Raw genomic sequence first — 24096 nt, 5'->3', positions numbered from 1 at the left:
GGCGCGTGCCAGACTGCGGGGCATGCCGCAGCTCGCAGAACTCACCCTCGCCGACTGGAACGCGCTCGACCCGGCCGGAGCGCGCCGCCTCGCCCGGGAGGCCGCCGCGGCGGTCGGCGGGAAGGTGCTGGCGGTGGAAGAGGCGGAAGGAGCGGACGCGGCGGGCGGTGTGGCGTACCGGGCGCTGATCGCGCGCGCGGAGCGGGAGTTCGCCCTGATACCCGGGGGGACGGCCGCGCTGGGCTTCGACCTGGAGCGGTGGGCGCCCGGCGCGGAGCAGGCCGCCGACTACGCCGCGAGCGCGGCCCAGGGGTTCGGCCACGGGGCCGACCTGCGGGCACACCTCGCCGGAGTGCTCAGCCCCGCCCGCCGGGTGCGGCTGGGCGCGTTCCTCGCGGCCGTACGGGACGAGGCACTGGACGAGCCGCCCGCCGGTACCGCCGCCGTCCTCGCCGGGCAGGGCCTGCGGATGCCGAGCCCCGACGAGTGGGAGTACGCGTGCGGGGCGGGCCGCGGCACGCTCTTCCGGTGGGGCGACACGTGCCCGCTCGACACGATCCCGCTCGACGGGCGCGACGGCCCGCACGCCGGGCCGAACGCCTTCGGACTGCGCATCGCCCACGACACCTACCGCGCGGAGCTGTCCACCGACCCCGGCGCCGTCCACGGCGGCGACGGCGGGGAGTCGGTGTGCGGCGGCTACGGCAATCTGCTGGGCTGGTTGCCGCTGGCCACCGCCAACCGCAACCCCGGCATGGCCGAGTACGTCCACGGCCCCGAGGGCGAGGACTGCTGGGAGGACTGCTCCACCCGGCCCGTGCTCCCGCTCTGAACCGCCGGGCGCCTCGCGGGATACGCCGAGTGTCGTATGGCCGCGGCATGTGCGCAGGCGCATGCTTGCCCCACCCCCGAGGTGCCCCGCCGCGGCTCCCCCTTCCGGCGGGGCACCGCCGTGCCCGCACGGGGCTCTTCCGCGCCCGGAAAGGAACCGGAAAAAATGAGGCGCGGACGGGGACCGCGTCGGTGTAGCTTTCTTCTCGGCCGTTGCAATCGACGCAGGAGGTGAGACCCGTGAACGCAGTACGCACATGGGTGCTCCCGTCCTGCCGCACGGCTGCGGGCGACTGAGTACACGTCCCCCGGGAGCGCCCACACACATGGCACTCCCGAAAGGCAACACCCTGTGAATTCTGTACAGTTCACCGCCGAGACGATCACGGCGGACGGCCTGCGCGAACGCGACTTCACCGTCGCCGGAGTCCCCGGCGTGCTCTGGTCGCCCGCCGACAACGCCGACAACGCCGACAGCACCGGCCGCGCCCCGCTGGTCCTCATGGGCCACGGCGGCGGCACCCACAAGAAATGGCCGGGAATGACCGGTCGCGCCGAACGCCTCGTCCGCGCCGGCGGCTTCCACGTCGCCGTCATCGACGCCCCCGGGCACAACGGTCGCCCGCTCAGCGCCGACGACGAACGGGAGGTCGCCGCACTGCGGCAGGCCATGACGGCGGGCGAGCCCGTCGGCCCGATCGTCGTCCGGCACAACGCCCGCATCGCCGAGCGCGCCGTACCGGAGTGGCGGGCCACGCTGGACGCCCTCCAGCAGCTCCCGGAGATCGGCCCGGACGGGCCCGTCGGCTACTTCGGCCTCAACATGGGTACCGCGATCGGCATCCCGCTGATCGCGGACGAGCCGCGGATCACCGCCGCCGTCCTCGGCATGTTCTGGCCCGACACGGTCGCCGACACGGCCGCGCGCGTCACCGTCCCGGTGCAGTACGCGCTCCAGTGGGACGACGAGCACATCCCGCGCGCCGCCGGACTCGCGCTCTTCGACGCCATCGGCTCGCGGGAGAAGACGCTGCACGCCAACACGGGCCGCCACAAGGAGGTTCCGCGTTTCGAGGCGGACAGCGCGGTCGCCTTCTTCACCCGCCACCTGTCCCGCCCCGCACCCGTCCCGGTGTCCTGACCCGCCCCGGCGCCCGGCCCCGGCGGCCGGGCGCCGCCCCCGGGGTGCGGTCTCGCCACCGGCCGCTGGCAGGCAGCGCCCGTACCGGATCCGACCCCGGCTCCGTTCTCCGGTTGGCGGCGTCGCCCGGCGCGGACTCCTTCCCGGCGGGGCCGCACGCCGTGCTGACGGCCTCTCAACCCCGCCCCACGCGGCGGATTCCGCCGCGACCGCTCCCCGGCGGCGACGCGCGCTGCTACCGTGCGGGGCATGTTCCTCCACCGTGTGTAGGCCGGGCCCGGCCGCCCCGTGAAGCCGCGGGTGGCGGCCCTCTCGCGTCCCCCATCGGCGCGCCGGTCGCCCGGCGCCGCGACGTCGAGGAACACCCATGTCCGCGTCCCCCGCACGACCGGCGTACTCCGCCGTCCTCCGCAGGCCGCACGTCCTGCGGACCTTCGGCCCGGCACTGCTGGGCCGCCTCTCCTACGGAACGGTCTTCGTCCCGCTGGCCGTCGCCCTCACCCGCACGACCGGCTCCTACGCCTGGGCGGGCGCCGCAGTCGCCTGCTTCGGGCTCGGCGCCTCCGCGCTTGCGCCGCTGCGCGCCCGTCTCATCGACCGGCGCGGACCCCGCCGCGTCCTCCCGCTCCTGGCCGCGGCCTACGGGGCGGTGCTGCTGGCGCTCACCGCCGCGACCTGGTCGCCCGGCACGCCGCGCCCGCTGCTCGTGGCGCTCACCCTCGCGGCGGGCGTGTGCTCGCCGCCGCTCGGCCCGGTCATGCGCACCCTGTGGAGCGCCCTCGTGCCCGACCCCGGACTGCGCCAGCGGGCCTTCGCGCTGGACACCGTCGCCGAGGAAGTGCTGTACGTCGTCGGCCCGTTGCTGGCCGGTGTCGTCATCGCGGCCGGCAACCCCGCCGCCGGGGTGGGCGCGAGCGCCGTCCTGGTGGTCGCGGGGACGCTGGCGATGTGCGCCTCACCGGCGATGCGGGACGCCGTCCCGCCGGTGAAGGCGCCGCCCGGCGCGCCCGCGGCGGAGCCGTCGCCGCCGCCGCGGGGCCGCCCGGCGTGGCTCGTGCCCGCCGCCGTGGCGGGCGCCCTCGGGGTGTCCCTGGGCGCGCAGGAACTGCTGGTCGTCGCGTTCGCCCGCGGGCACCACGACCTCGCCGCGGTCGCCTGGATCCAGGCCGCGGTCTCGGCGGGCAGCGTGCTCGGCGGCACCGCGTACGGCGCCCGCGACTGGCGGACGCCCGCACGTCGCCGCCTCGCGCTGCTGGCGGCCGCGCTCCCGGTGCCGCTCGCCCTCGCCGGGCTCGCGCACGGCGTGTACGTGCTCGCCGCGGTGCTCGGCTGCACGGGCGCCTTCGTCGCGCCCGCCCTGTCCACGGCCTACCTGCTCGCGGACGAGGAGGCCGCGGAGGACGCCCGCACCCGGGCCGGCACCTGGGTCAACAGCGCCTTCAACGCCGGGCACACCGTAGGGACCGCCGCCACCGGAGTGGCCCTGGGCGCCCTCCCGCTGTGGCTGTGCTTCGTGGCGGCGGCCGTCCCGACGCTGCTGTCGGCGCTTCCGGCCGCGGGCCTGCGCGCCCGCCCGGTCCCGGCCGCGGTGAGGAACCTGCGCGCGCGGGCGGGCGCCGGGCGGCGCGAGAGGTGGCCCTCCGCGCCGCCGCCCACCGTTCCGCCCGCCGGGCCGCCGGTCTTCTCCTGCCCGCGGTGCCGCGCACCGCTGCCCGCGGGCGGCACCGCCTGCGCGGTGTGCCCGGCTCCCGGGCGGTGAGCGGGCGGCTCAGTCGGGCAGGGCCGCGGTGAGGTCGAGTTCGGCGAGCTGGCCGGCGAATCCGAGCTGTGTGACGCCCAGCAGGGTGCTGGCCGAGGTGAACGCCTCGGCCAGCGCGGACGAGGTGAGGCGCTGCCAGACGGCGCCGAGCTTGTCTCGGTCGTCGCTGCGGACGTAGATCACCGAGCGGATCACGTCCCGCGGCCCGGCGCCCACCGCCGCCAGCGCGATCAGGGCGTTCTCGACGATCCGGTCGACCTGGGCGTCCAGCGAGCCGGGGCCGACCAGGTCGCCGGCCTCGTCCAGCGGGCACTGCCCGGCGAGGTGGGCGGTGCGCCCGGCCGTCACGACGGTGACGTGGTGGTAGCCGGGCGTGGGGTGGAGCCGCCCGGGATTGATTCGGGTGATCCGCTGCGTCATGCCGCGAGTCTGACCCGTCGTCGCTCCCGCCCGCACCCCTGTTTCCGCCGCCCGGCCCGCCGCGGGCCCCGCACGCCCGGCGGTGCGGGCCGTCAGCGCGCCGGTACCGCGACCGCCGCGGACAGCTCCGCCGCGTCCGGCGGCCGGGCCCCCGCGCGGGAGACGGTCAGGGCCGCCGCGGTCCCGGCCCGGTGCAGGACGCGGGCCAGCACGGTCCCGTCGAGGGCGGCGGCCAGCCGGGGGCGGGCGGCGGCGCCCGTCAGCCCCAGCGCGTTGAGGGTGTCCAGGGCGGCGGACGTGAAGGCGTCACCGGCCCCCACGGTATCCACGACCTCCGCGCGGACGGGGGCACCGGCTACCCGGCCCGCCGCGGTGAAGGCGTGCGCGCCCTGCGCGCCGAGCGTCACGAAGACCACCGCGGGCCCGAGCCGCAGCCAGCGCGCCGCCACCTCGCCGGGCTGCTCGCCCGGATAGAGCCAGGCCAGGTCCTCGTCACTGGCCTTGACGACGTCGCTGAGCGCCACGCACCGCTCCGCCGCCGCGGCGGCCGCGGCCCGCTCGCCCATGAGCGCGGGGCGCACGTTCGGGTCGTAGCTCACGGTCGCCGACGCGCGCAGCCGCGCGGTCACCTCCCGCGCCGCGTCCGCGCCCGGCGCCACCACCGCGCCGATCGAGCCCAGGTGCACGTGCCGCACGCCGTCCGCCGGGAAGTCCACCGGCCGCAGAGTCCAGCCGATCGCGAAGTCGTACGTCGCCGCGCCGCGCGCGTCGAGCGTGACGACGGCGGTGGGCGTGGCCTGCCCCGTCCGCCCGTCCGTCAGCACCCGCACCCCCGCGGACTCCAGGTGCTCCCTGATGAGCCCGCCCGCCGGATCGTCCCCGAGCTGGGTGAGCAGCGCCACCCCCCGCCCGAGCCGCGCCAGCCCGTAGGCGACGTTGGCCGAACTGCCGCCGGGATGCGTGACGTCGGGAGCGCCGGGAGTACGGACGACGTCGGCGACGCTCTCCCCGACGGCCAGGAATTCGGTCATCCCCCCATCATCCCCCAGCCCACCCCACCCTCTAGCGGCGTCCCGCGTCCCCCCGCTGCCGGGCGCCGGTACGGCGTCGGACAGGGGTGCGTGGGGCTCGCGTGCGTCTTCACGGCGTGGGGTGGCAGGTGTGCGGGACGGCTGGTGTGCTCACGCGGTCCGGCGGTGTTCGGCGGGACGGCCCGTGCTCGTACGGCGTCCGGTGGTGGTCGGTGGACCGTCCGGGTGTTCGGGGCGCCCGGGAGCGGTCGGGCGGGACTCGTCCGCGTCCCCACGGCTGCCGGGCGGCAGGTGGTGGGACGGGTCTCGCGTTCGTACGGCGTGGGGCGGGGGTGTTTGGGACGTGTGTGCGTCCCCCCGGCGCTGGGCGGCAGGCGGCGGGACGGCCCGTGCTCGTCCGGCGGGGCAGACGGGCGGGGGGGGGTCTCACAGGGTCTGGCGGCGTACCAGTGCGTGGAAAGGGCCCGTGGTGTCGGCCAGCAGGTCGGCGGGTGGGCCCTGTTGGACGATGCGGCCCGCGTCCATCACCAGGACGCGGTCGGCGTCCAGGACGGTGGACAGGCGGTGCGCGACGACCACCCGGGTGGCTCGCAGGGCGCGCGTGCCGGCGGTCACGGCGCGCTGCGTCGCGTTGTCCAGCGCGCTCGTCGCCTCGTCCAGGAAGAGGATCCGCGGGCGGCGGACGAACGCCTGCGCGAGCATCAGGCGCTGCCGCTGGCCGCCGGAGACGGCGCCGCCGCCGTCCGGCAGGACGGTGTGCATCCCCATGGGCATCGCCTTGATGTCCGCCGCGAGTCCCGCCAGGGCCGCGGCCTGCCACGCCTCCTCCACGGTGTGGTCGCCCGCACCGCGGATGCAGTCGAACACCGAGCCGCTGAAGGGCTGCGCGTGCTGGAGCACCACCCCGCACTGGCGGCGCACCGCCGCGCGGTCCAGCGCCGCGAGGTCCTGCCCGTCGTAGCGGACGCTGCCGGTGAGCGGCGCGTCGAAGCCGATCAGCAGCCGCAGCAACGTGGACTTGCCGCACCCGCTGGGTCCGACGATCGCCACGAACTCGCCGGGCGCGATCCGCAGCGACACCTCGTCCAGCACCAGCGGCCCCTCGCCGGGGTAGCGGTACGACACCGCGGCGGCCTCGATCGCGCCGGTCAGCTCGCCGGGCCGGGTGCTGCCCGCGGGCACGTCGGGGGCCGCCTCCAGCACCGGCCGCAGTTGTTCCACCATCGGCAGCACCGTGACCGCCGACAGCAGTGCGCCGGTGAGCTGTCCGACCGAGGAGAGCATCATCGTGGCCGCCGAGTTGAAGGTCAGGAAGGCGGCGGGGGACAGGCTGCCGCGGGCCGGGCCCGCGAGCAGGGCGAAGACCGCGAGCGTGCACAGCGGCAGGTAGACGGCGTTGACGGCGGCGGCGGTGTTCGCCACCCGGCCCGCCCTGCGCTGGAGTTCGCGGCTGCGGGCGAAGTCCGCCGCCCACGCGGCGTACGCGAAGCTCTCGGCCGCGGCGACCCGCAGCTTCGGCAGGCCGCGCAGCGTCTGGAACGCCTGGTTGGCCAGCCGGTTGCTGAGCTCCACCAACTGCCGCTGCCACCGCAGCTGGGCCAGGCCCGCCGCCACCAGCACCGCCAGGACGACGGCCAGCATGCCGAGCACGGCGAGCGCGAGCGGCACGCTGTACCAGAGCAGCAGCGCCAGGTTGACCGCCGCGACCGTACCGGCCTGCACGGCCGCCGCGGTCGTCCCTGACAGCACCCGGCGGATCGAGCTGACGCCCATCGCCGCGCTCGCCAGCTCCCCGGTCGAGCGGCGGGCGAAGAAGCCGGTGGGGAGCCGCAGCAGCCGGTCCCAGACGGCCGGTTGCAGGGCCGCCTCGATCCGGCCCTCCAGCCGCAGCACCGCGATGTTCTGCACCAGCATGAAGGCCGCGGAGACCACGGTCGCCGCGATCACCGCGAGCGCGGCCTGCGTGATGAGCCCGTTCTCGCCGCGCGGCACGTACGAGCCGAGGACCCGCCCGGTGGCCAGCGGCACCAGTGCGCCGAGCCCTACCGCGACCAGGCTCCCGGCCAGCAGCCGGCCGAGGTCGGCGGCGGTGCCGCGCAGGCCGAAGCGCAGCAGGCGCCGCGCGGACACCGGGCCCGGCGGGAGCGGGCGGTAGAACATCACGGCCCGGTCCGCGTAGCCCGCCGCGGTGCCCGCGCGGACCCGGACCGTCCGCCCGGCCGCCGGGTCCACGGCGGTGTATCCGCCGCGCCGCCGGAGCAGGGCGACCGGAGCGCCCGCGGCGGTACGGCCCACGAGCGGCCCGGCGTCCGTACGCCACCAGCGCGCGCCGAGCGCGACCTCGCGGGTGCGGAAACCGGACGCCACGGCGATCCGGTCCAGCGGTCCGAGCCGGTCCTCGGCCGCTCCCGCGGCGGGCTCCGCGACCGTCACGCCCGCCGCCGCGCCCACCAGCCGGCACACCGCGAGCAGCGCGTCCGCCCCGTGGCCGCCGGGGGAGTCCGCCGCGCCTTCCGCGGCCGCCAGCAGCAGCCGGTCGGCCTCGGCGCCGGCGGCGGCGCCCGCGCGCGTCCCGGCCGCGGCGCGCTCCTCGTGGGCGTGTTCCAGCTGGGCGATCCACCGGCCCAGCGCGACCAGCAGCCGCGCCTGCTGGCGCACCATGCGCTGCCACAGGGCGCCGTCGATCAGCAGGTGCCCGGCGGCGTCCGGGCCGAAGTCGGCGCCGTAGCGGACGCTGCCCGGCTCCACGGTCACCCACTGGACGTCGTCCTCGGCCGCCGCGGTCCCGGCGGCGGGCCGCCCGTCCACCCGGGCCTCGAACACCAGCCGCAGCCCGCGCCCCACGCCCCGCGCGAAGGCCTCCTCCAACGGGCCCGGCGCGGCCTGCCGGTACGGGTCGGGCCCGGCGAACAGCTCGCGCAGCCCGACGCGCCGCAGCCCGCACCCCGCCAACGGGCGCCCCACCAGCGTGTGGTGGGGCCCCTGCGGCGGACCCAGCAGCGCCGTGCCGGGTTCGAGCCGCCCCAGGAAGTGCCACCGTCCGCCGCCGTCACCGTCAACCGCGAAGAGGTCCATGGCGCCGTCGGTCACCAGCCACAGCCCCTCCGGCCCGGCGAGAGCGACACTGCTCGTCCCCGCGCAGTCGACCGCCTCCCCGAGCCCGCCCAGCGCCCGTACGACGGAATCCGGATACCCCGGACGATCCCCAGAGGCCGGGAAGTGCGCCTCCTCGTAGGGCGGCTGACCGGGTGTCGGGCCGCCGGGCTCGTCGGCGTACGTCTCCGGCGCCGCGAAAAGCCCCTGGCCGTAGAGCGGTTGACCGGGTGTCGGGCCACCGTGGGCGTACGGGTCCGGGGTCGCAGGCGGGACCTGGTCGTACCGTGGGGGGAAGGGGCCCGCCGGGTGCTGGGGCATGTCAGCGCTCCCGGACCAGCGCGGCGTACGGGCCGCCCGCCGCGGCGAGGCCCTCGTGGCGGCCGCGTTCGACGATCCGGCCCCGCTCCAGCACCACGATCTCGTCGCTGTCGCGCACGGTGCTGAGCCGGTGCGCGACGACCACCCGGGCGCAGCCGCGCCGCCGGAGGTTGTCGATGACCAGCCGCTCCGTCTCGGCGTCCAGCGCGCTGGTGACCTCGTCCAGCACCAGCACCGCGGGGTCGCGGACCAGGGCGCGGGCCAGCTCCAGGCGCTGGCGCTGGCCGCCGGAGAAGTTGCGGCCGTCCTGCTCGACCCGGCCGTGGATGCCGCCGGGGCGCCGGGTGACGACGTCCAGCAGCGCGGCGTCGGCGAGCGCGGCGCGCACCGCCTCGTCCGGGATCGAGGGGTCCCACAGCGTCACGTTGTCGCGCACGGTGCCCTCGAAGAGGAAGACGTCCTGGTCGACGAAGGCCACCGACGCCGCGAGCACCGCGCGCGGCAGGTCGGCCAGCCGCCGGCCGTCGATCCGCACCTCGCCGGACGACGGCTCGTACAGGCCCGCGACGAGCCGGGCCACCGTGGACTTGCCGCTGCCGGAGCCGCCGACGAGCGCCACCTGACGGCCGGGGCCGACCGCCAGCGAGAAGCCGGTGAGCAGCGGCGGGTCCAGCGGGCTGTAGCCGAACGTGACGCCGTCCAGGACGACATGGCCGGTGAGCCGGCGCGCGTCGGCCGGGCGGGCGGCGGCGCGGGCGGGAGAGTGGACCGGGTCGGCGGGGAAGTTCTCCACGTCCTTGAGCCGGGCCACGTCCGCCGCGAGGTCCTGCGCGCGTCCGGCGACCGCGCTGAGCCGGGTGACCGGCGCGGTGAAACCGGTCACCAGCGCCTGGAAGGCCACCAGCAGGCCGACCGTGATCCCGCCCCCGACGGCCCGGTGGCCGCCGATCAGCAGGACGAGCGCGCTGTTGGCCGCGGCCAGCGTGGGCGCGACGACGGCGAGCACCGCGCCGGGCACGCCGAGCCGCTGACGGCCCTCCAGCGTCGCGGCGTGCTGTCCCGCCCAGCGGCGGAAGTAGCCGTCCTCGCCCCCGGTGGCCTTCATCGTCTCGATCAGCTGGAGCCCGCTGTAGGCGGTGCTGGTCAGCCGGGCGGTGTCGGCCCGCAGTTTGCGGGTGCCGGTGGCGCGCATCCGCACCACCGTCCGCATCGCCGCCACGTTCGCGAGCGCCACCAGCACGCCCAGGGCGGTCAGTTGCGGGTCGTACGTCCACAGCAGCGCCGCGTAGAGCAGCACCACGACCGCGTCCACCCCGGCCGCCGCGAGGTCGCGGGCGAGTGTCTCGGCGACGGTGTCGTGCGACTGGAGGCGCTGCACCAGGTCGGCGGGGCTGCGCTGGGCGAAGAAGCGCACCGGCAGCCGCAGCAGGTGCCGCATGAAGCGCGCGCTGCCGAGCGTCGCGGACGCGATCCGGCCGCGCAGCAGGTTCGCCTGCTGCACCCACGTCAGCAGCCCCGTCAGGGCCACCAGCGTGCCCATGGCCGTCAGGAGCGTGCCCAGCAGCGAGGTCTGGCCGCCGAGCAGGAAGGTGTCGATGTAGGTACGGCTCAGCGCGGGCGCGGCCGCCCCCGTCAGCACCAGCAGGAATCCGGCGAGCACCGCGGCGGCCGTCGTCGCCGAGGCGCCGCGCAGCCGGGCCGGGAGGCCGCGGACGAAGCCCGGCGGGCGGGGTGTGCGGGTGAAGCCGGCGCCGGGTTCGAAGGTCAGCACCACCCCGGTGAAGGCGGCGTCGAACTCCTCGGCGGTGACGAAACGGCGCCCGCGCGCGGGGTCGTTGAGGTGCACCCCGCGCCGCCCGAGGCGCCGCCCGGTGCCCTCGTAGACGACGTAGTGGTTGAACTCCCAGAAGAGCACGGCGGGCGGCCGGGTCCCGGCCAGCGCGGCGGGCTCCATCTGCATGCCCTTGGCGGTCAGGCCGTGGCCGCGGGCGGCCTTGAGCAGGTTGCTCGCGCGCGAGCCGTCGCGGGAGACCCCGCAGGCCACCCGCAGCTCCTCCAGCGGCACGTGCCGCCCGTGGTGGGCCAGCACCGTCGCGAGCGCGGCCGCCCCGCACTCCACGGCCTCCATCTGGAGCACCACGGGTGTGCGCGCCCGCCGCCCGCCGCGCCCGCGGACCGCGTCCGGCCCGGCCGCGCGGGGCCGGTGCCGTCCGCTCCGCGCCGCCGGGGACGCGCCGCGGCCGGTGTGCCGGGCGCTCACGGCAGCAGCCAGTCGACGGGCCGCTGCGCGGGCAGCAGCACCGAGCCGCTGACCGGGGTGAGCGAGGCCGGGCGGAAGGGCGGGCCGCCGCGCGACCAGCGGTAGCCGCTCGCGCTGCCCGCGGCCCGGTCCAGGCGCACGGTCACGGCGACCGGCGCGCCGTGCGCGGCGAGGGCGGCGCCGAGCCGGGCGTCGCCGAGGAAGCCCGCGATCTGTCCGGCGCTCTGCGGCTCGCGGCCGACCGCCGCGACCGTGCCGCGCAGCACCCCGTAGCGGTCCGCGGGCACCGACTCCACCGTCAGCTCCACCCGCGCCCCCACCGGCACCGCCGTGCCGCCCGCCGCGTAGAGCACCGCCTCCAGCGGGTCGTCCGGCGACGTGGCCAGCTCCACACCCGCGACCTGCGTGCCCGCGGCGACCACCGTGCCGATCCCGGCGGGCAGCGCGGTCAGCCGCCCGCCCGCGACCATCCGCACGGCCTGCGTCCCCCGCGCGGTGCGCACGTCCAGCAGCGGGGCGCCGGCCGCCAGCAGGTCGCCGACCCGGGCCCGTACGTCCACCACCTGGCCCGCGAGCGGGCTCTGCAGCACATAGCCACCGCGGCCCCGGGTGAGCACGCCCGGCAGTGTCGTACGGGAGGTCACCGAGCCGCCCACCGCCCACACCGCCGCCGCGGCCAGCACCACCAGGGCGACGGCCAGCGCGGGCAGCCCCTGCGGCCGGGCGAGCCGCACCGGCAGGTCCAGCTCCTCCGGGGAGCGCAGCCGCGCCAGTGCCTTCTGCCGGAATTCCACCCGCCCCTGTCCCCTTCTCCCTCGCGCCCCGGCGGTTCCGGGGCGGCCCCTGGCAGCGCCGTGGACCCCGGGATGTCAGGCCCCGGGGTCCACGGTCGATCCCTGTCCGCCGGCCGCGCGCTGCCGCGCCCGTCCGCCGGCCGTGTCCTGCGGTCAGTGCCCGCCGGTCACGCGCGTGCGGTCACAGACCGGCGGTGAGGCCGGTCAGCGGCGCGACGTCCAGGCCGGTCGCCGAGGTGGCCAGACCCGCGACGTCGGAGACGGTCGGCAGCATGGAGTCGACCGTCCAGACGGTGTCGAGAACCGGGCCGAGAATGCCGCCGGAGACGCCGTCCAGCTCGCTGTCGGCAATCTCACGGGTCTCGACCTGCGGGGTGGTGTCCTTGCGCATGGCTGGTTGTTCCCTTCGTCAGCCCATTGTTTCGAAAACCCTGTCGACCGGATGGACGCCGTTATCAGGGCAGGGCGATCCCAACGCCCGCCCGGTGCCGGGGAATTACGCGGCGGATCGGGTCGACCGCCGCATGGCGCACGATGCAACCACGTCCGCGCCGACCCGGCCACCCGCGACCGTGCGGGGATCGGTGCAGGTGGCGGCGGTGTGCCGGATCCGCCCACCGGATGCCGACGAATTCTTCACACGGCTTTCCCCTGGGAATTCGCACACCGCGTACGGGCACTGCGGGATACGCGTTGCGCGTCGAACACCTCTGCGCACAAACGTGCCTGCCGGAAGTGCGGTGAACGGTCCACCGGATGTGTGTGCAGAGTCTGCGCCCGTGATGTGCGGTCCCGCCGAAAACCGTATTCGTGCGGTCACGTCGGCAGACGGGCGTGAGATCAGGGCATCTGCCGCCATGTCGGAATTCCGGACACCCGCCACCGGCCCCGGCGCGTGAGCGGCGCGGCCGGGGATGCGAGGATGGGGACCATGAACAATGTGTACTTCGACATCTCGATCGACGGCGCACCCTCCGGACGCATCGTCTTCCGGCTCTTCGACGACGTGGTGCCCAAGACCGCCCAGAACTTCCGTGAGCTGGCCACCGGCGAGCACGGCTTCGGGTACGCGGGCTCCGCCTTCCACCGGATCATCCCGGCCTTCATGCTCCAGGGCGGCGACTTCACCTCCGGTGACGGCCGCGGCGGCAAGAGCATCTATGGCGAGAAGTTCCAGGACGAGAACTTCCAGCTCAAGCACGACCGCCCGTTCCTGCTCTCGATGGCGAACGCCGGGCCGAACAGCAACGGCTCGCAGTTCTTCGTCACCACCGTCGTGACCGACTGGCTGGACGGCAAGCACGTCGTCTTCGGCGAGGTCGTCGAGGGCCAGGAGCTCGTCAAGACGATCGAGGGCAAGGGCTCGCGCAGCGGCACGCCGTCCGCGAAGGTCGTCATCACCGAATCCGGCATCGTCGACTGACCGGTCTCGACCACGCCCCGCCGCCCGGCGGGGCACCCGTGAGGGCCCCCGGCGCACCGCCGGGGGCCCTCACGCGTTCTTCGGCCGGAAATGACGGGTCAGAGCGCCTCCTGGCCGTCCAGCCGCACCCGGCCGCCGATCTCGACGGCGCCGCCCGGGAGCGGCGCGGTCATGATCTGCGAGCCGCGGCCCTGCGTGATGTTCAGCGCCCGCCCCAGCCGGGCGGTGAGCAGCAGCGCCGCGGCGCCGGTCGCCTCGTCCTCGTCGATCCCGTCGTTCCGGCCCGGGAACGCCCGCGCCCTGATCCGGCCCGCGGCCTTGTCCTGCCAGGCCCACGCGTAGATCCACTCGCCGGGCGGCGGCACCTCCAGCGCGTCCACCTCGGCCGCCGAGCCGTACTGGAGCAGGGTGCGCGGCGGCGCCCAGGCCGGCAGCGCCTCGATCCAGCAGAACTCCCCGTCCAGCCGGACGCCCACCACGCCCGCGGGCGTCACCAGCTCCGGCAGGTCGAGCAGCCAGCCCGTGCCGACGCACGGGTGCCCGGCGAAGGGCAGCCGCAGGGTGGGGGTGCAGATGTCGAGGACGCCGCGCTCGGGGTCGTCGACGAAGACGGTCTCGCTGAAGCCCAGCTTGGCGGCGAGCCGCAGCCGGTCGAGGGGGTCGGGCAGCGCGGAGCCGTCGCGGACGACGGCCAGCTCGTTGCCGTGCCGCCCGTCGGCTCCGCAGAAGACCCGCAGGACGTCGTATTCGGTCACCCGCGCAGTCAACCACGCCGCAGGGGGCCGGACGCGTTTGCGGGCGGGCGCACGGGGCAGGCGAGCGGGCACAAGGGGGCCGGACGCGGCACGCGCGCGACCGACCGGTTCGGCACGTGCGGTACGGAGGCCGGGTCCGGCACGCAATCGGGCACGGATGGGACGGTCTCGTGATGCAGCAGCAGACGGCGCCGAAGACGCGCACCAAGTCCTGGACCCTCAACCTGGAGATCGCCGAGGAGAGCAAGGACGCCACCACCGTCGAGGCCGCCCTCGACACCGGTGAGCGCACCTTGCGCACGCAGACCACCGCGCAGCGCAACCCGGGCGACCCGCCCGCCCCCGAGATCGGCGACGAGTACGCCGCCGGGCGCGCGCTGCTGGACCTGGGCAGGCAGCTGCTCCGGATGGCGACGGTGGACGCCGCCGCCAACGAGAAGTCCGCCTCCCACGAGCCGGCGGCCCGCTGACCCGGTCCCGCGCCGCGGCCGGGACGTCCCGGTGCCCGTCGGACCTCAGCGCTCGGCGGGCACCGGTGCGGGCAGCAGCCCGTCCGCGAGCAGTCCCGCGTGGATCGCCTCGGCCACGATCAGCACCGCGGACTGCGGGCGGATCAGCACGGTGATCTCCGTGATCCGCCGGGCGCCGTCGAAGTGCAGCAGGTCGATGCCGTGGATCTGGCGGCCCTTGACGGTCGCCTGGAAGGGCAGCGCGGTGGCGGTGGCGCGCGCCCCGTCCACGCCGCGTTCCGCGGCTCCGTCGAGCCGGCCGCCGTAGTGGACGTCCTCGAAGGTCCGGTAGAGCACCCCGAAGAGCCCGGTCACCAGCCGCCGTCCTTCGAACGGCCGGAACTTGACGGGACTGTAGAGCCGGATGTCGTCGGTGAAGAGGGCGTCGAGCGCGGCAAGTTCCCGGTTCTCGACGGCGGCGCGGAAGCGCTCTGCGGTGGCCACGGGCGTACCTCCCCTGTGAAGCCCTGGCTGGGGGCCTCTTCTCGATAGTCATGAAGGTGACTAGTCACAGTGTTGACTATGTCGCGGTCAGGTGTGGCCATTTCACGCCACTGCACGCGCGCGCCACTGCCGCCGCCCGACCGGGCGGCGGCAGTGGCGCGCGCGGACGGGAACCGCGGGTGCGGCGGACGCCGTCTCAGCGGGCACCTGGCACCGGACACACACGGAGGGACGGGGCGGTGACGGACACGGCGGACGAGAGCGCACTCGACGGGACGAACGGACCGGCCACCCGGCGCGAGGTGGTCCGGCTCGCCGAGCAGCACGGCTTCGGCGCCGCGCACGGGAGCGTCGCCCTGGGCGGCGGTGACGCGGGCTGCGCGGGCATCGCGCTCGCGGTGGCCCTGCTGCCCTCGGGCATCGGCCTGCTCGCCGGGCCCTTCGGCCCGGTCGCGGCGTCCGTCGGCGCCACGCTGGTCATGGCCGGGGTCGCCGTCCCCGTGCTGGCCTTCGGCTACGAGCGGCGGCGCGCGTCCCGCGTCCCGCGGCTGCACCTCTTCGACGGCGGCCTCGTCATCGGCTACCCGCCCGCGCGCTCGCCGGACCCGTCCCGTCCGGAGGGGTTCGCCGTCCTGCCGTGGCCGGACGTCCGCGTCGTCGAGCGGATCCACACCTCCACGATCGGCCAGGGCGGCACCGTCCAGCGCATGTGGCGGCTCGAACTGCACGCCAGGGGCGGCCCGCTGCTCTGCTCGCTGGGCGACACCCATCTCGGCACGCAGACTCTCCGGCTCGCCCTCGCGGGCGGCGCGGCCACCGGCGACGCCTGACCGGAGACGGCGAACCGGGCGCGGCCCCCAGCGGTCCGCGCCCATGCCGGGCGGCGGGCGCCGCTGGGGAGCGGCCGTACGTGCGACAGCCGCCGGTGGGGATTCGGACGTGCGGCAGCCGCGAGTGAGAGCCGCCCGACCGAACGGGGGCGCCGCTGAGGACCCGCCCGGCCGCGCGGCAGCCGCCGCTGAGCACCCTGCCGTCCGGCAGCCGGCGCCGAGTCCCCGCCCGGCCTCCGCGGCGCCGCCGCACGCGCGGCCTCGTGTTGCGGATGTTCCCGGTTACCCCACCCTTGAGGAGGGAGAACCACGCGGCGGTACGACAGGCGGCCCGCGCCGGGCGCCCCGCGCTCCGTGCGCGCACCCTTGCGAAGGGCGGACCGACATGGCTGACGCAGCCGAGACCGTGGCAGCCGTTCCGGCGGATGCGGCGCTCTTCCACCGGCTCTTCCCGCACCCGACCGCGGCCGGTCTGCACGCGGTGTGGATGACCGTGCTCGTCGCGGGCGGCGGCGCGGCCGGCGCCCTCGCACGGGCCGGTGTCGGGCAGCTCGGCACGGACGCCGCGAACGGCTTCCCGTTGATCACCTTCTCGGTCAACCTCGCCGGCTGCGCCGCCATGGGCGTGCTGATGGCGGCGCTGCACCGCAGGCCCGCGTCCCCGATGTGGGCGGGCCCGGTGCTCGGCAGCGGCTTCCTCGGCGGCTTCACCACCTTCTCCTCCTACGCGGCCGACACCCAGCGGCTGCTGTCCCACGGCCACGCCGGGCTCGGGGTGCTGTACGCCGCGGCCACCGTCGTGGGCGCGCTCCTCGCGTGCGCCGGGGGCCGCGCGCTGACGGTGCGGCTGGTGCGGACGGCGCCCGCTCACGCGGCGGCGGGCCGGTGAACGGCGCGGACTGGGGATGGCTCGCGCTGGGTGCCTTCGTGGCGTCGCCGGTGCGCTACTGGGCGGGCGTGCTGGCGAAGTCGACCACGGCGCGGCCTTTTCCCGTGGGCACGTTCGCCGTCAACAGCGCCGCCTGCCTCCTGCTCGGCATCGCGCTCCAGATGCGGGTGCCCCAGGCGTGGATCCAGTCGGTCGTCGCGGTCGGCTTCTGCGGCGCGCTGTCCACCTGGTCCACCCTGGCCTGGGAGACGACCGGCTTCCTGCGCGCCCGCACGGCCGTACTCGCCGCGTTCTACCTCGGTACGACCGTGGTGGCCGGTGTCCTGCTGGCCTGGGCGGGCCGCACGATCGGCGGGCGGATCTGGTGAGCGCGCCGCGCCGGGCCCCGCCGGGGCCGCCCGGTCCGCGCGCACCGGACCGCCCGCGTCCGGCGGAGCACCCCGCGTCCTTCCCACGAGGCGGATGATCATGACACGACTCTCACCCGGTTTCCACGGACGGCGGCACCGCTTCGACGGTGTGCTGCCGCCGGGGCAGTACCCGACCGAGTCCTTTCCCGTCCTGTCGGCCGGTCCGACCCCGCGCGTCGAGCGGGACGAGTGGACCTTCACCGTCACGACGGAGACCGGCGCATCCCGGACCTGGGACTGGAAGGCCATGACGGCCCTGCCCCAGGAGGAGCCGACCGTGGACATCCACTGCGTCACCCGGTGGTCGAAGTTCGCGACCGCCTGGCGCGGCGTCCCGCTGGACGCCTTCCTCGACGGCGTGGAGACGAGCGCGGAGTTCGCGCAGGCGCGGTGCTACGGCGGCTACACGGCCAACTTCCCGCTGGCGGACATCACCGGCGGCAAGGCGTGGCTGGTCCACTCCTTCGACGGCTACGACCTCGCGCCCGACCACGGCGGTCCCGCCCGCCTGCTGATCCCGCACCTGTACTTCTGGAAGTCCGCCAAATGGGTCAACGGCCTGGCCCTGTCCCACACCGACGAGCCGGGTTTCTGGGAGTCCGCCGGCTACCACAACTACGGTGACCCCTGGCGGGAACAGCGCACATGGAACGACTGACCGCGGACGGCTGGCGCCGGGCCCGTCTCACCGCACGCCACGCCCAGACGCCGAGCGGATCCACGCTGTTCCTCGACACGCCGTCCTGGCCGGGCCACCTCCCCGGGCAGCACGTGGACGTCCGGCTGACCGCCGACGACGGCTACCAGGCGGTGCGCAGCTACTCGCTGGCCGCTCCGGCGGACGGCGCGCGTATCGAGCTGGGGGTCCAGGACGTGCCCGACGGCGAGGTGTCCGCGTACCTCGTCCACGACCTGCCGGTCGGCGCGGACGTCGAGGTCAGGGGTCCGCTCGGCGGCTGGTTCCGGTGGGACCCGCGGCAGGAGGGCCCCGTGCTGCTCGCCGCGGGCGGATGCGGGATCGTCCCGCTGATGGCGATGGTGCGGGCCAACTACGCGGGCGCCGCCGCCGTCCCCATGCATCTGACCTACTCCGTCCGCGACCCGGACCAGGTCTGGTACCGCGACGAGCTGGCCGCCGCACGGCAGCGCGGGCTGGGCGTCACCTACGTCCACACCCGCAGGTCGCCCGACGGCCGCCCGCCCGCCCGCATCGGGGCCGGTGACCTGGTGACCGCCCTCGGCGCGGACCTGGGCGACCTCCGGTGCTTCGTGTGCGGGCCCACCGGTTTCGTCGAGCGCGCCGCGGAACTGCTCGTCGACGGCGGCCACCCGCCCGGGACGATCAGGACCGAACGCTTCGGATGACCCCCGACCGGCACCACCCGGCAGACCCGGAGGAGCACAGGCCATGAACGACGCATTCACCCGGCTCGACGGCAACGCCCTGGCGGGCCCCCTGTCGGCGGTCCTCGCCGCCGACCCCACCACGGCGTGGCGGAGCTGCCCGAACTGCCGGCTCACCGGCACGATGGCGCAGCTCCACCTCTACGGCCCGGACCCCGGCCTCACCGGCCGCTGCCCCGGCTGCGGCGTCGTCGCCCTGCGCTTCGTGGAGCAGCCCCACCACCTGTGGCTGCAACTGGGCAGCGGCGGCGGGGCCTTCCGCTTCGACCGCCCGCCGGGGCGGACCCGGCCCTGACCCGGGCCTCCCGCGGTCAGTGGCCGCGGTCCTCCGCGACGACCCCGGCCAGCGTGTCCAGCGTGCCGCGCACCAGCTCCGGCAGGCCGCGGGTCTCGTCGGGGGCGACCCAGCGCTCGAAGCCGACCTTGAAGACGGCGACGCCCGCCTCCGCGGCCACCGTCGCCGCGGGCTCGGGCACGCCGCGCTCGCGCAGGGCGGCGGAGAGCGCGGCCGACAGTGTCGCGAGCTTGATCAGCTCACGCTCCAGCAGGTCGGCGTTGGCCATGACCACCGCCTGCCGCTTGCAAGCGAAGTCCCGGCGGTCGGCGAACAGCGCGGTCGCCGCGTCGAGTCCCGCCGCCACGGCCCGGAGCGGCCCCGCGCCGTCCGGGGCGCCCGTGACCGCCGTCACGAACACCTCCTGGAGCACGGCGCTGCCCGCGAACAGCACCTCGCGCTTGTCGGCGTAGTGCCGGAAGTACGTCCGCTCCGTCAGTCCGGCGCGGCCCGCTATCTCCGCGACGGTCGTCTGCTCGTAGCCGCGCTCGCTGTAGAGGTCCAGCGCCGCCTTCGCCAGCCGGCCGGGTGTGTCCGGCTCCCATCTGCCCATGGCTGGATTTTACCGTGATGGCAGTCGCTGACATCGAGTGTTAATGTCGATGACAGCAACTGACATCACCTATCGAATGTCTGGGGTCCTCTCCATGCGCTACTTCGTCACCGGTGCCTCCGGCTGGATCGGCGCCGCCACCGTGCCCGAGCTGATCGCCGCCGGCCACCAGGTCACCGGCCTCGCCCGTTCCGACGCCTCCGCCGCGGCGCTCACCGCGGCCGGCGCGGACGTCGTCCGGGGCACGGTCGACGACCTCGACGTCCTGCGGGACGCCGCCGCCGCGTCCGACGGGGTGATCCACCTCGCCTTCAAGCACGACATCGCCTTCTCCGGCAGCTTCCAGGAAGCCGCCGAGGCCGACCGCCGGGCCGTCGACGCGCTCGGCGAGGCGCTCACCGGCAGCGACCGCCCGCTGGTGCTCGCCTCCGGCGTGGCGGGCCTCAAGCCGGGCCGCCTCGCGACCGAGCGGGACATGCCGCAGAGCGACGGCACCCCGTTCTCCATCCGCGGGACCACCGCGGGGGCCGTGCTCGCGCTCGCCTCGCGCGGTGTGCGCTCGTCGGTCGTCCGGATCTCGCCGACCGCCCACGGCGACGGCGACCACGGCTTCCTGGCGAGCCTGATCGCCTTCGCCCGGGAGAAGGGGTCGGCCGGCTACATCGGCGAGGGCGCCAACCGCTGGCCCGCCGTCCACCGCTCCGACGCGGCGAAGCTGTTCGCCCTCGCGGTGGACAAGGCCCCGGCCGGATCGGTGCTGCACGCCGTCGCCGAGGAGGGCGTGCCCTTCCGGGAGATCGCCGGGACGATCGGCCGCCACCTCGGGGTGCCGGTCACCTCCGTCGCGCCCGAGGACGCGGGGGAGCACTTCGGCTGGATGGCCGGCTTCGCCGGGCTGGACGCCCCGGCCTCCAGCGAGCTCACCCAGGAGCTGCTGGGCTGGCACCCGACCGGGCCCGGCCTGCTGGCCGACCTGGACGAGGGCCACTACTTCCGCGCCTGAGGCCCGCCTCCCCCGCGGCCGGTGCCGTCAGGCCGCGGGCGCCGCGCCCCGGTCGCAGCTCGCGAGCAGGGCGCCCACCAGGCCGCGGGCCCAGTCGCCGGAGGCGGGCCGGCTGCTGAAGACGGCCCGGTAGTAGAGCGGGCCGAGCAGCATGTCGACGGCCCGCTCCACGTCGGGGACGGCCCCGCCGCGGGCGTGCTCGCGGCCGATGATCGCCGCGAGCTGCTCGTGCCGGTCGGCGGCGCACGCGCAGCCGCCCTCGGGGCCGGAGCCGATCGTGGCGCGCATCAGGGCGAGCACGTCGGGGTCGGCGAGGTCGGTGGCCACGTCGGCCATCCAGCGCTCCAGGTCGCCGGCCAGCGTGCCGGTGTCGGGCACCACCACGTCGCCGCTGAAGCGGCTGGTGGCGACGTCGGCTAGCAGATGCGCGACCGACCCCCAGCGCCGGTAGACGGTGGTGGGGTGGACGCCCGCGCGGGCGGCGACCAGCGGGACGGTCAGCGGCTCCGCCGGTTCGGCGGCGACCAGTTCGGCGACGGCACGGTGGACGGCGGCCCGGACCCGGGCCGACCGGCCGCCGGGGCGCCGCTGGGCTGCTTCGGTCATACGGAAATTATCGCACTGGTCACTGCGTTAGCCCAGGAGTCACTAACGCAATGATCACTGCAACCGGAGAGATCCATGACCGTCGCGCCGAACTCCCAGGAGCCCGGACCCGCCGCACCGCCCGCCCCGCGCAGATCCTCCACGGCGCTCCGCCCGGCCCGGCGGCGCGGCCTCGGCCGTGGCGCCGCCTTCGCCGCCATAGCCGCGATCTTCGTCCTCTTCATGGCCGCCTCCAGCGCGCCCTCTCCGCTCTACGTCGTCTACCAGCACGCCTGGGGCTTCTCCGCGACCATGCTGACCACCGTCTTCGCGGTGTACGTGGTCGGCATGATCGGCGCGCTGCTCGTCCTGGGGGCGCTGTCCGACCACGTCGGACGCCGCCCCGTGCTGCTCGCCGCCATCGCCCTGGAAGCGGTGGCGATGCTGCTCTTCATCACCGCCGGCGACGTGTCCCTCCTGCTCACCGCCCGCTTCGTGCAGGGCGTCGCCACCGGCGGCGCCATGACGACGCTCGGCGCCGCCCTGGTCGACCTCAATCCGCCGCACGCGCCGCACCGCGCGGGCGTGGTCAGCGGCGCCGCCCCCTCCTTCGGACTCGCGGTGGGCTCGCTCGGCTGCGGCTTCCTGGTGCAGTACGGGCCGCACCCGACGCGGCTGGTCTACGTGCTGCTGCTGGCCGGACTGGCCGTCGCCGCACTCGTCGCGGCCCTGCTGCCGGAGACCTCGCAGCGCCGCCCCGGCGCCGTACGCTCGCTCCAGCCGCGGCTCGGCGTCGCGCCCCGGCTGCGGGCCGACCTGCTCGCGCTGGTGCCGATCCTGGTCGCGAGCTGGGCGCTCGGCGGGCTCTACCTCGCCCTCGGGCCCTCGGTCGCCGCGGGGCTGTTCGGCCTGTCGAGCCACGTCATCGGCGGCCTGGTCGTCACCCTGCTGTGCGCGCCCGCGTCCGTGACGGCGTTCGTGCTGCGGCCCTGGCCGACCGAGCGCACCCTCGCCCTGGGCGCGAGCCTGCTGGCGCTGGGCACGGGCGTCGGCCTGGCCGGTGTGGAGGCGGACTCGGTGACCGCGGCGGCGCTCGGCACCGCTCTGGCCGGGGTCGGCTTCGGTGCCGCGGGACTGGCGAGCTTCGGCACGCTGGCCCGGATAGCCGCACCGGCCGAGCGCGGAGAGCTGTTCGCCGTCGCCTTCGTCATCTCCTACCTGGCCTTCAGCATCCCCGCCGTCATCGCGGGCTTCGCCACCACCGACGTCGGCCTGCACCGCACCGCGGTCGTCTACAGCTCCGCCGTGATCGCCTTCGGCGTCCTCGCGCTCGTCGCCCAGCGGCTGCGGACCTCCCGCGCCGCCGCCCGCGCCTCAACGGCGGGGTGACGCGGATCACCGCCGCGCGCCGCGCCCGGCGGTCACATCCGGCCCGCCCCGGGAGTCAGTGCAGTGCAAGCCCCCGCGGGGGCCACCACCGCAAGGAGACCGTCATGGACGCCCGTCTGAGCTACTACACCAACCCCGTCGGCGCCAAGGTCGCGAAGTACGTCAACTCCGCGGGCAAGGCCGTCACCGACTCCTCGCTGCCCGCCGCCACGCAGGAGCTGGTCAAGATCCGCGCCAGCCAGATCAACGGCTGCGGCGCCTGCCTGGACATGCACACCAAGGACGCGGCGGCCGCGGGGGAGACCGCGGTGCGGCTGGCCCTGGTCGCCGCCTGGCGGGAGGCCACGGTCTTCACCGAGGCCGAACGCGCCGCCCTCGCGCTGACCGAGGCCGGCACCCGGCTCGCCGACGCCGCCGGTGTCCCCGACGACGTGTGGGCGCAGGCCGCCCAGCACTACGACGAGGAGCAGCTGACCGCGCTGGTGTGCCTGATCGGCGTGATCAACGTCTACAACCGGCTGAACGTCCTGACCCGCCAGCCCGCCGGGGACCACCAGCCCGGCCAGTGGGGCTGACCCGCCCCGCACCGCCGGGACGTGCCCCGGGCAACGCACGAGGGCCCGCCCCCTTCCGGGGCGGGCCCTCGGCCGTGTGCCGCGGTCAGCGGGCGGGACGGTCCTCCGCCGCGCGCTTCTCCTTCAGCCGGACCGCCTCCTTGCGCACCTCGGCCTGCGTGGCGCGCTCCTTCTCCAGCCACACCGGGCTCTCCTGCTTCAGCGCCTCGACCTGCTCCGTGGTGAGCGCCTCGGTGACACCCCCGCGGGCCAGGCCCGCGATGGACACACCGAGCTTCGCGGCCACGACCGGGCGCGGGTGCGGTCCGTCGCGCCGCAGATCGCGCAGCCACTGCGGCGGGTCGGCCTGGAGCGCGTCCAGCTCCTTCCGGGAGACGACACCCTCCTGGAACTGCGCGGGGGTGGCCGGGAGGTACACGCCCAGCTTCTTGGCCGCCGTGGCGGGCTTCATCGTCTGGACGGATTTCTGCGACGTCATGCCCACAAGGGTAACGACCGCGTGTGCCGCCCCCGACCGTCGCCGATAGCCTTGCGAGGTGACCGGCACGCACGAGACGCACCAGAACCCCGACAGCCCCGAGGGCCCCGACACCAGCGAGGGCCCTGACGCGTCCGCGCCGCCCGCGGGGCCGGTCTTCCGGCTCGCGTACGTCCCGGGTGTGACGCCGTCCAAGTGGGTGCGGATCTGGGCGGAGCGGCTGCCGGACGTCCCGCTGGAACTGGTCGCGGTGCCGCCCGCGGAGGCGGCGGGGCTGCTGCGGGCCCGCGGCGCCGACGCCGGGCTGCTGCGGCTGCCGGACGACCGCACCGACCTCAGCGCGATCCCGCTCTACACCGAGACCACCGTGGTGATCGTGCCCAAGGACCACTTCGTGGCCGCCGCCGAGGAGATCGCGCTGGCCGACCTAGCCGACGAACTGGTGCTGCACCCCGTCGACGACACCCTCGGCTGGGAGCGCCCGCCCGGCCGCCCCGCGCTGGAGCGCCCGGCGACCACCGCGGACGCCGTCGAGCTGGTCGCCGCCGGGGTGGGCGTGCTGGTCGTCCCGCAGTCGCTGGCCCGGCTGCACCACCGCCGGGACCTCACCTACCGCACGGTCGCCGACGCGCCCCAGTCGCAGGTGGCGCTGTCCTGGCGGGAGGACGCGACGACCGACCTCGTCGACGACTTCATCGGGATCGTCCGCGGCCGCACCGCCAACAGCACCCGCGGCCGCCGCGCCGCCGCGGAGCAGGCCGCGCCCGCGAAGTCCGCCACCGGCGGGGGCTCGGGCGCGGGGCGCAAGAAGCCGGCCAAGCCGGGATCGGCCCGCACGTCCGCGGGCAAGGGCGCCCGGACGTCC

General features: G+C 76.0%; 26 protein-coding genes. 15 read left to right on the top strand and 11 right to left on the bottom strand.

All coding sequences use genetic code 11. The features are described from left to right. The first annotated feature begins 22 nt into the window (after positions 1-22). The 3 genes from ACWERV_RS03405 to ACWERV_RS03395 all read left to right on the top strand — a co-directional run bounded on the left by ACWERV_RS03405 (position 23) and on the right by ACWERV_RS03395 (position 3731). Positions 23-832 (top strand): hypothetical protein, encoded by an 810-nt coding sequence (locus ACWERV_RS03405; protein ID WP_452928138.1) that lies wholly within the window; start codon positions 23-25, stop codon positions 830-832. Positions 833-1183: 351 nt separating this feature from the next. After that, complete coding sequence (locus ACWERV_RS03400; RefSeq protein WP_452928135.1) at positions 1184-1972, top strand: dienelactone hydrolase family protein; 789 nt, start codon at positions 1184-1186, stop codon at positions 1970-1972. Positions 1973-2339: 367 nt separating this feature from the next. After that, positions 2340-3731 carry an MFS transporter gene (locus ACWERV_RS03395; RefSeq protein WP_452928133.1) on the top strand — a complete coding sequence of 464 codons (1392 nt, stop codon included), beginning with the start codon at positions 2340-2342 and terminating at the stop codon, positions 3729-3731. 9 nt (positions 3732-3740) lie between these two features. Here ACWERV_RS03395 and ACWERV_RS03390 read toward each other — a convergent pair whose 3' ends face one another. From ACWERV_RS03390 to ACWERV_RS03365, 6 genes are all read right to left on the bottom strand, one after another. Next, positions 3741-4151: a RidA family protein gene (locus ACWERV_RS03390; protein WP_452928130.1), complete on the bottom strand. Its 411-nt coding sequence runs from the start codon at positions 4149-4151 to the stop codon at positions 3741-3743. A gap of 92 nt (positions 4152-4243) precedes the next feature. Beyond that, positions 4244-5182 (bottom strand): carbohydrate kinase family protein, encoded by a 939-nt coding sequence (locus tag ACWERV_RS03385; protein ID WP_452928127.1) that lies wholly within the window; start codon positions 5180-5182, stop codon positions 4244-4246. Between the two features lie 426 nt (positions 5183-5608). Beyond that, positions 5609-8596 carry an NHLP bacteriocin export ABC transporter permease/ATPase subunit gene (locus ACWERV_RS03380; RefSeq protein WP_452928125.1) on the bottom strand — a complete coding sequence of 996 codons (2988 nt, stop codon included), beginning with the start codon at positions 8594-8596 and terminating at the stop codon, positions 5609-5611. Position 8597: 1 nt separating this feature from the next. Continuing rightward, entirely contained in the window at positions 8598-10856 is a 2259-nt protein-coding gene (locus ACWERV_RS03375; RefSeq protein ID WP_452928122.1) for an NHLP family bacteriocin export ABC transporter peptidase/permease/ATPase subunit, read from the bottom strand. Next, positions 10853-11650: a hypothetical protein gene (locus tag ACWERV_RS03370; RefSeq protein WP_452928119.1), complete on the bottom strand. Its 798-nt coding sequence runs from the start codon at positions 11648-11650 to the stop codon at positions 10853-10855. Before ACWERV_RS03370 ends, ACWERV_RS03375 begins: the two co-directional genes overlap by 4 nt. 181 nt (positions 11651-11831) lie before the next feature. After that, entirely contained in the window at positions 11832-12041 is a 210-nt protein-coding gene (locus ACWERV_RS03365) for a type A2 lantipeptide (RefSeq protein ID WP_398184336.1), read from the bottom strand. A gap of 540 nt (positions 12042-12581) precedes the next feature. Here ACWERV_RS03365 and ACWERV_RS03360 point away from each other — a divergent pair. After that, positions 12582-13073 carry a peptidylprolyl isomerase gene (locus ACWERV_RS03360; protein ID WP_452928117.1) on the top strand — a complete coding sequence of 164 codons (492 nt, stop codon included), beginning with the start codon at positions 12582-12584 and terminating at the stop codon, positions 13071-13073. Positions 13074-13171: 98 nt separating this feature from the next. On the opposite strand, the gene ACWERV_RS03355 is transcribed toward ACWERV_RS03360, so the two are convergent. Next, a complete protein-coding gene (locus ACWERV_RS03355) occupies positions 13172-13828 on the bottom strand; it encodes a PhzF family phenazine biosynthesis protein (RefSeq protein ID WP_452928114.1) in 657 nt (218 codons plus the stop codon). 173 nt (positions 13829-14001) lie between these two features. Between ACWERV_RS03355 and ACWERV_RS03350 the strand changes: the two genes are divergently transcribed. Continuing rightward, a complete protein-coding gene (locus ACWERV_RS03350) occupies positions 14002-14298 on the top strand; it encodes a dsRBD fold-containing protein (RefSeq protein ID WP_398184328.1) in 297 nt (98 codons plus the stop codon). Positions 14299-14343: 45 nt separating this feature from the next. Here the strand turns inward: ACWERV_RS03350 and ACWERV_RS03345 are convergent, their stop codons facing one another. Next, a complete protein-coding gene (locus ACWERV_RS03345) occupies positions 14344-14781 on the bottom strand; it encodes a nuclear transport factor 2 family protein (RefSeq protein WP_398184325.1) in 438 nt (145 codons plus the stop codon). A 239-nt stretch (positions 14782-15020) separates the two neighbouring features. Between ACWERV_RS03345 and ACWERV_RS03340 the strand changes: the two genes are divergently transcribed. The 6 genes from ACWERV_RS03340 (at position 15021) to ACWERV_RS03315 (ending at position 18609) form a co-directional block, all read left to right on the top strand. Then, positions 15021-15611: a hypothetical protein gene (locus tag ACWERV_RS03340; protein ID WP_452928110.1), complete on the top strand. Its 591-nt coding sequence runs from the start codon at positions 15021-15023 to the stop codon at positions 15609-15611. A gap of 385 nt (positions 15612-15996) precedes the next feature. Next, on the top strand, positions 15997-16500 hold the full coding sequence (locus ACWERV_RS03335) for a fluoride efflux transporter FluC (RefSeq protein WP_452928107.1): 504 nt from the start codon (positions 15997-15999) through the stop codon (positions 16498-16500). Beyond that, positions 16497-16868, top strand: coding sequence for a fluoride efflux transporter FluC (locus ACWERV_RS03330; protein WP_452928104.1), 372 nt, complete (start codon positions 16497-16499; stop codon positions 16866-16868). Before ACWERV_RS03335 ends, ACWERV_RS03330 begins: the two co-directional genes overlap by 4 nt. A gap of 100 nt (positions 16869-16968) precedes the next feature. Then, complete coding sequence (locus ACWERV_RS03325; RefSeq protein ID WP_452928102.1) at positions 16969-17568, top strand: molybdopterin-dependent oxidoreductase; 600 nt, start codon at positions 16969-16971, stop codon at positions 17566-17568. Next, positions 17556-18275 (top strand): FAD-binding oxidoreductase, encoded by a 720-nt coding sequence (locus tag ACWERV_RS03320; RefSeq protein WP_452928099.1) that lies wholly within the window; start codon positions 17556-17558, stop codon positions 18273-18275. Before ACWERV_RS03325 ends, ACWERV_RS03320 begins: the two co-directional genes overlap by 13 nt. Positions 18276-18318: 43 nt before the next feature. Continuing rightward, positions 18319-18609, top strand: coding sequence for a DUF6510 family protein (locus tag ACWERV_RS03315; protein ID WP_452928096.1), 291 nt, complete (start codon positions 18319-18321; stop codon positions 18607-18609). Between the two features lie 16 nt (positions 18610-18625). Here ACWERV_RS03315 and ACWERV_RS03310 read toward each other — a convergent pair whose 3' ends face one another. Beyond that, positions 18626-19201, bottom strand: coding sequence for a TetR/AcrR family transcriptional regulator (locus tag ACWERV_RS03310; protein ID WP_452928093.1), 576 nt, complete (start codon positions 19199-19201; stop codon positions 18626-18628). Positions 19202-19295: 94 nt separating this feature from the next. Between ACWERV_RS03310 and ACWERV_RS03305 the strand changes: the two genes are divergently transcribed. Then, entirely contained in the window at positions 19296-20204 is a 909-nt protein-coding gene (locus ACWERV_RS03305; RefSeq protein ID WP_452928499.1) for an SDR family oxidoreductase, read from the top strand. Positions 20205-20231: 27 nt separating this feature from the next. On the opposite strand, the gene ACWERV_RS03300 is transcribed toward ACWERV_RS03305, so the two are convergent. Then, positions 20232-20810, bottom strand: coding sequence for a TetR-like C-terminal domain-containing protein (locus ACWERV_RS03300; RefSeq protein WP_452928091.1), 579 nt, complete (start codon positions 20808-20810; stop codon positions 20232-20234). Between the two features lie 75 nt (positions 20811-20885). Here ACWERV_RS03300 and ACWERV_RS03295 point away from each other — a divergent pair, with 75 nt between their 5' ends. Both ACWERV_RS03295 and ACWERV_RS03290 read left to right on the top strand, forming a co-directional pair. Next, complete coding sequence (locus ACWERV_RS03295) at positions 20886-22178, top strand: MFS transporter (protein WP_452928088.1); 1293 nt, start codon at positions 20886-20888, stop codon at positions 22176-22178. Positions 22179-22282: 104 nt separating this feature from the next. Next, positions 22283-22753, top strand: a complete 471-nt coding sequence (locus ACWERV_RS03290; RefSeq protein WP_452928086.1) for a carboxymuconolactone decarboxylase family protein — start codon at positions 22283-22285, stop codon at positions 22751-22753. A gap of 85 nt (positions 22754-22838) precedes the next feature. Here ACWERV_RS03290 and ACWERV_RS03285 read toward each other — a convergent pair whose 3' ends face one another. Further along, positions 22839-23231, bottom strand: coding sequence for a DUF5997 family protein (locus ACWERV_RS03285; RefSeq protein WP_398184290.1), 393 nt, complete (start codon positions 23229-23231; stop codon positions 22839-22841). A 181-nt stretch (positions 23232-23412) separates the two neighbouring features. On the opposite strand from ACWERV_RS03285, the gene ACWERV_RS03280 reads away from it, so the two are divergent. After that, positions 23413-24096: LysR substrate-binding domain-containing protein (locus ACWERV_RS03280; RefSeq protein WP_452928496.1), on the top strand; the 684-nt coding region annotated here is incomplete at its 3' end.

The organism is Streptomyces sp. NPDC004031, from assembly GCF_053604375.1.
The sequence above is the reverse complement of the archived record's forward strand: the minus strand, read 5'-3'. Positions and strand labels throughout refer to the sequence as shown.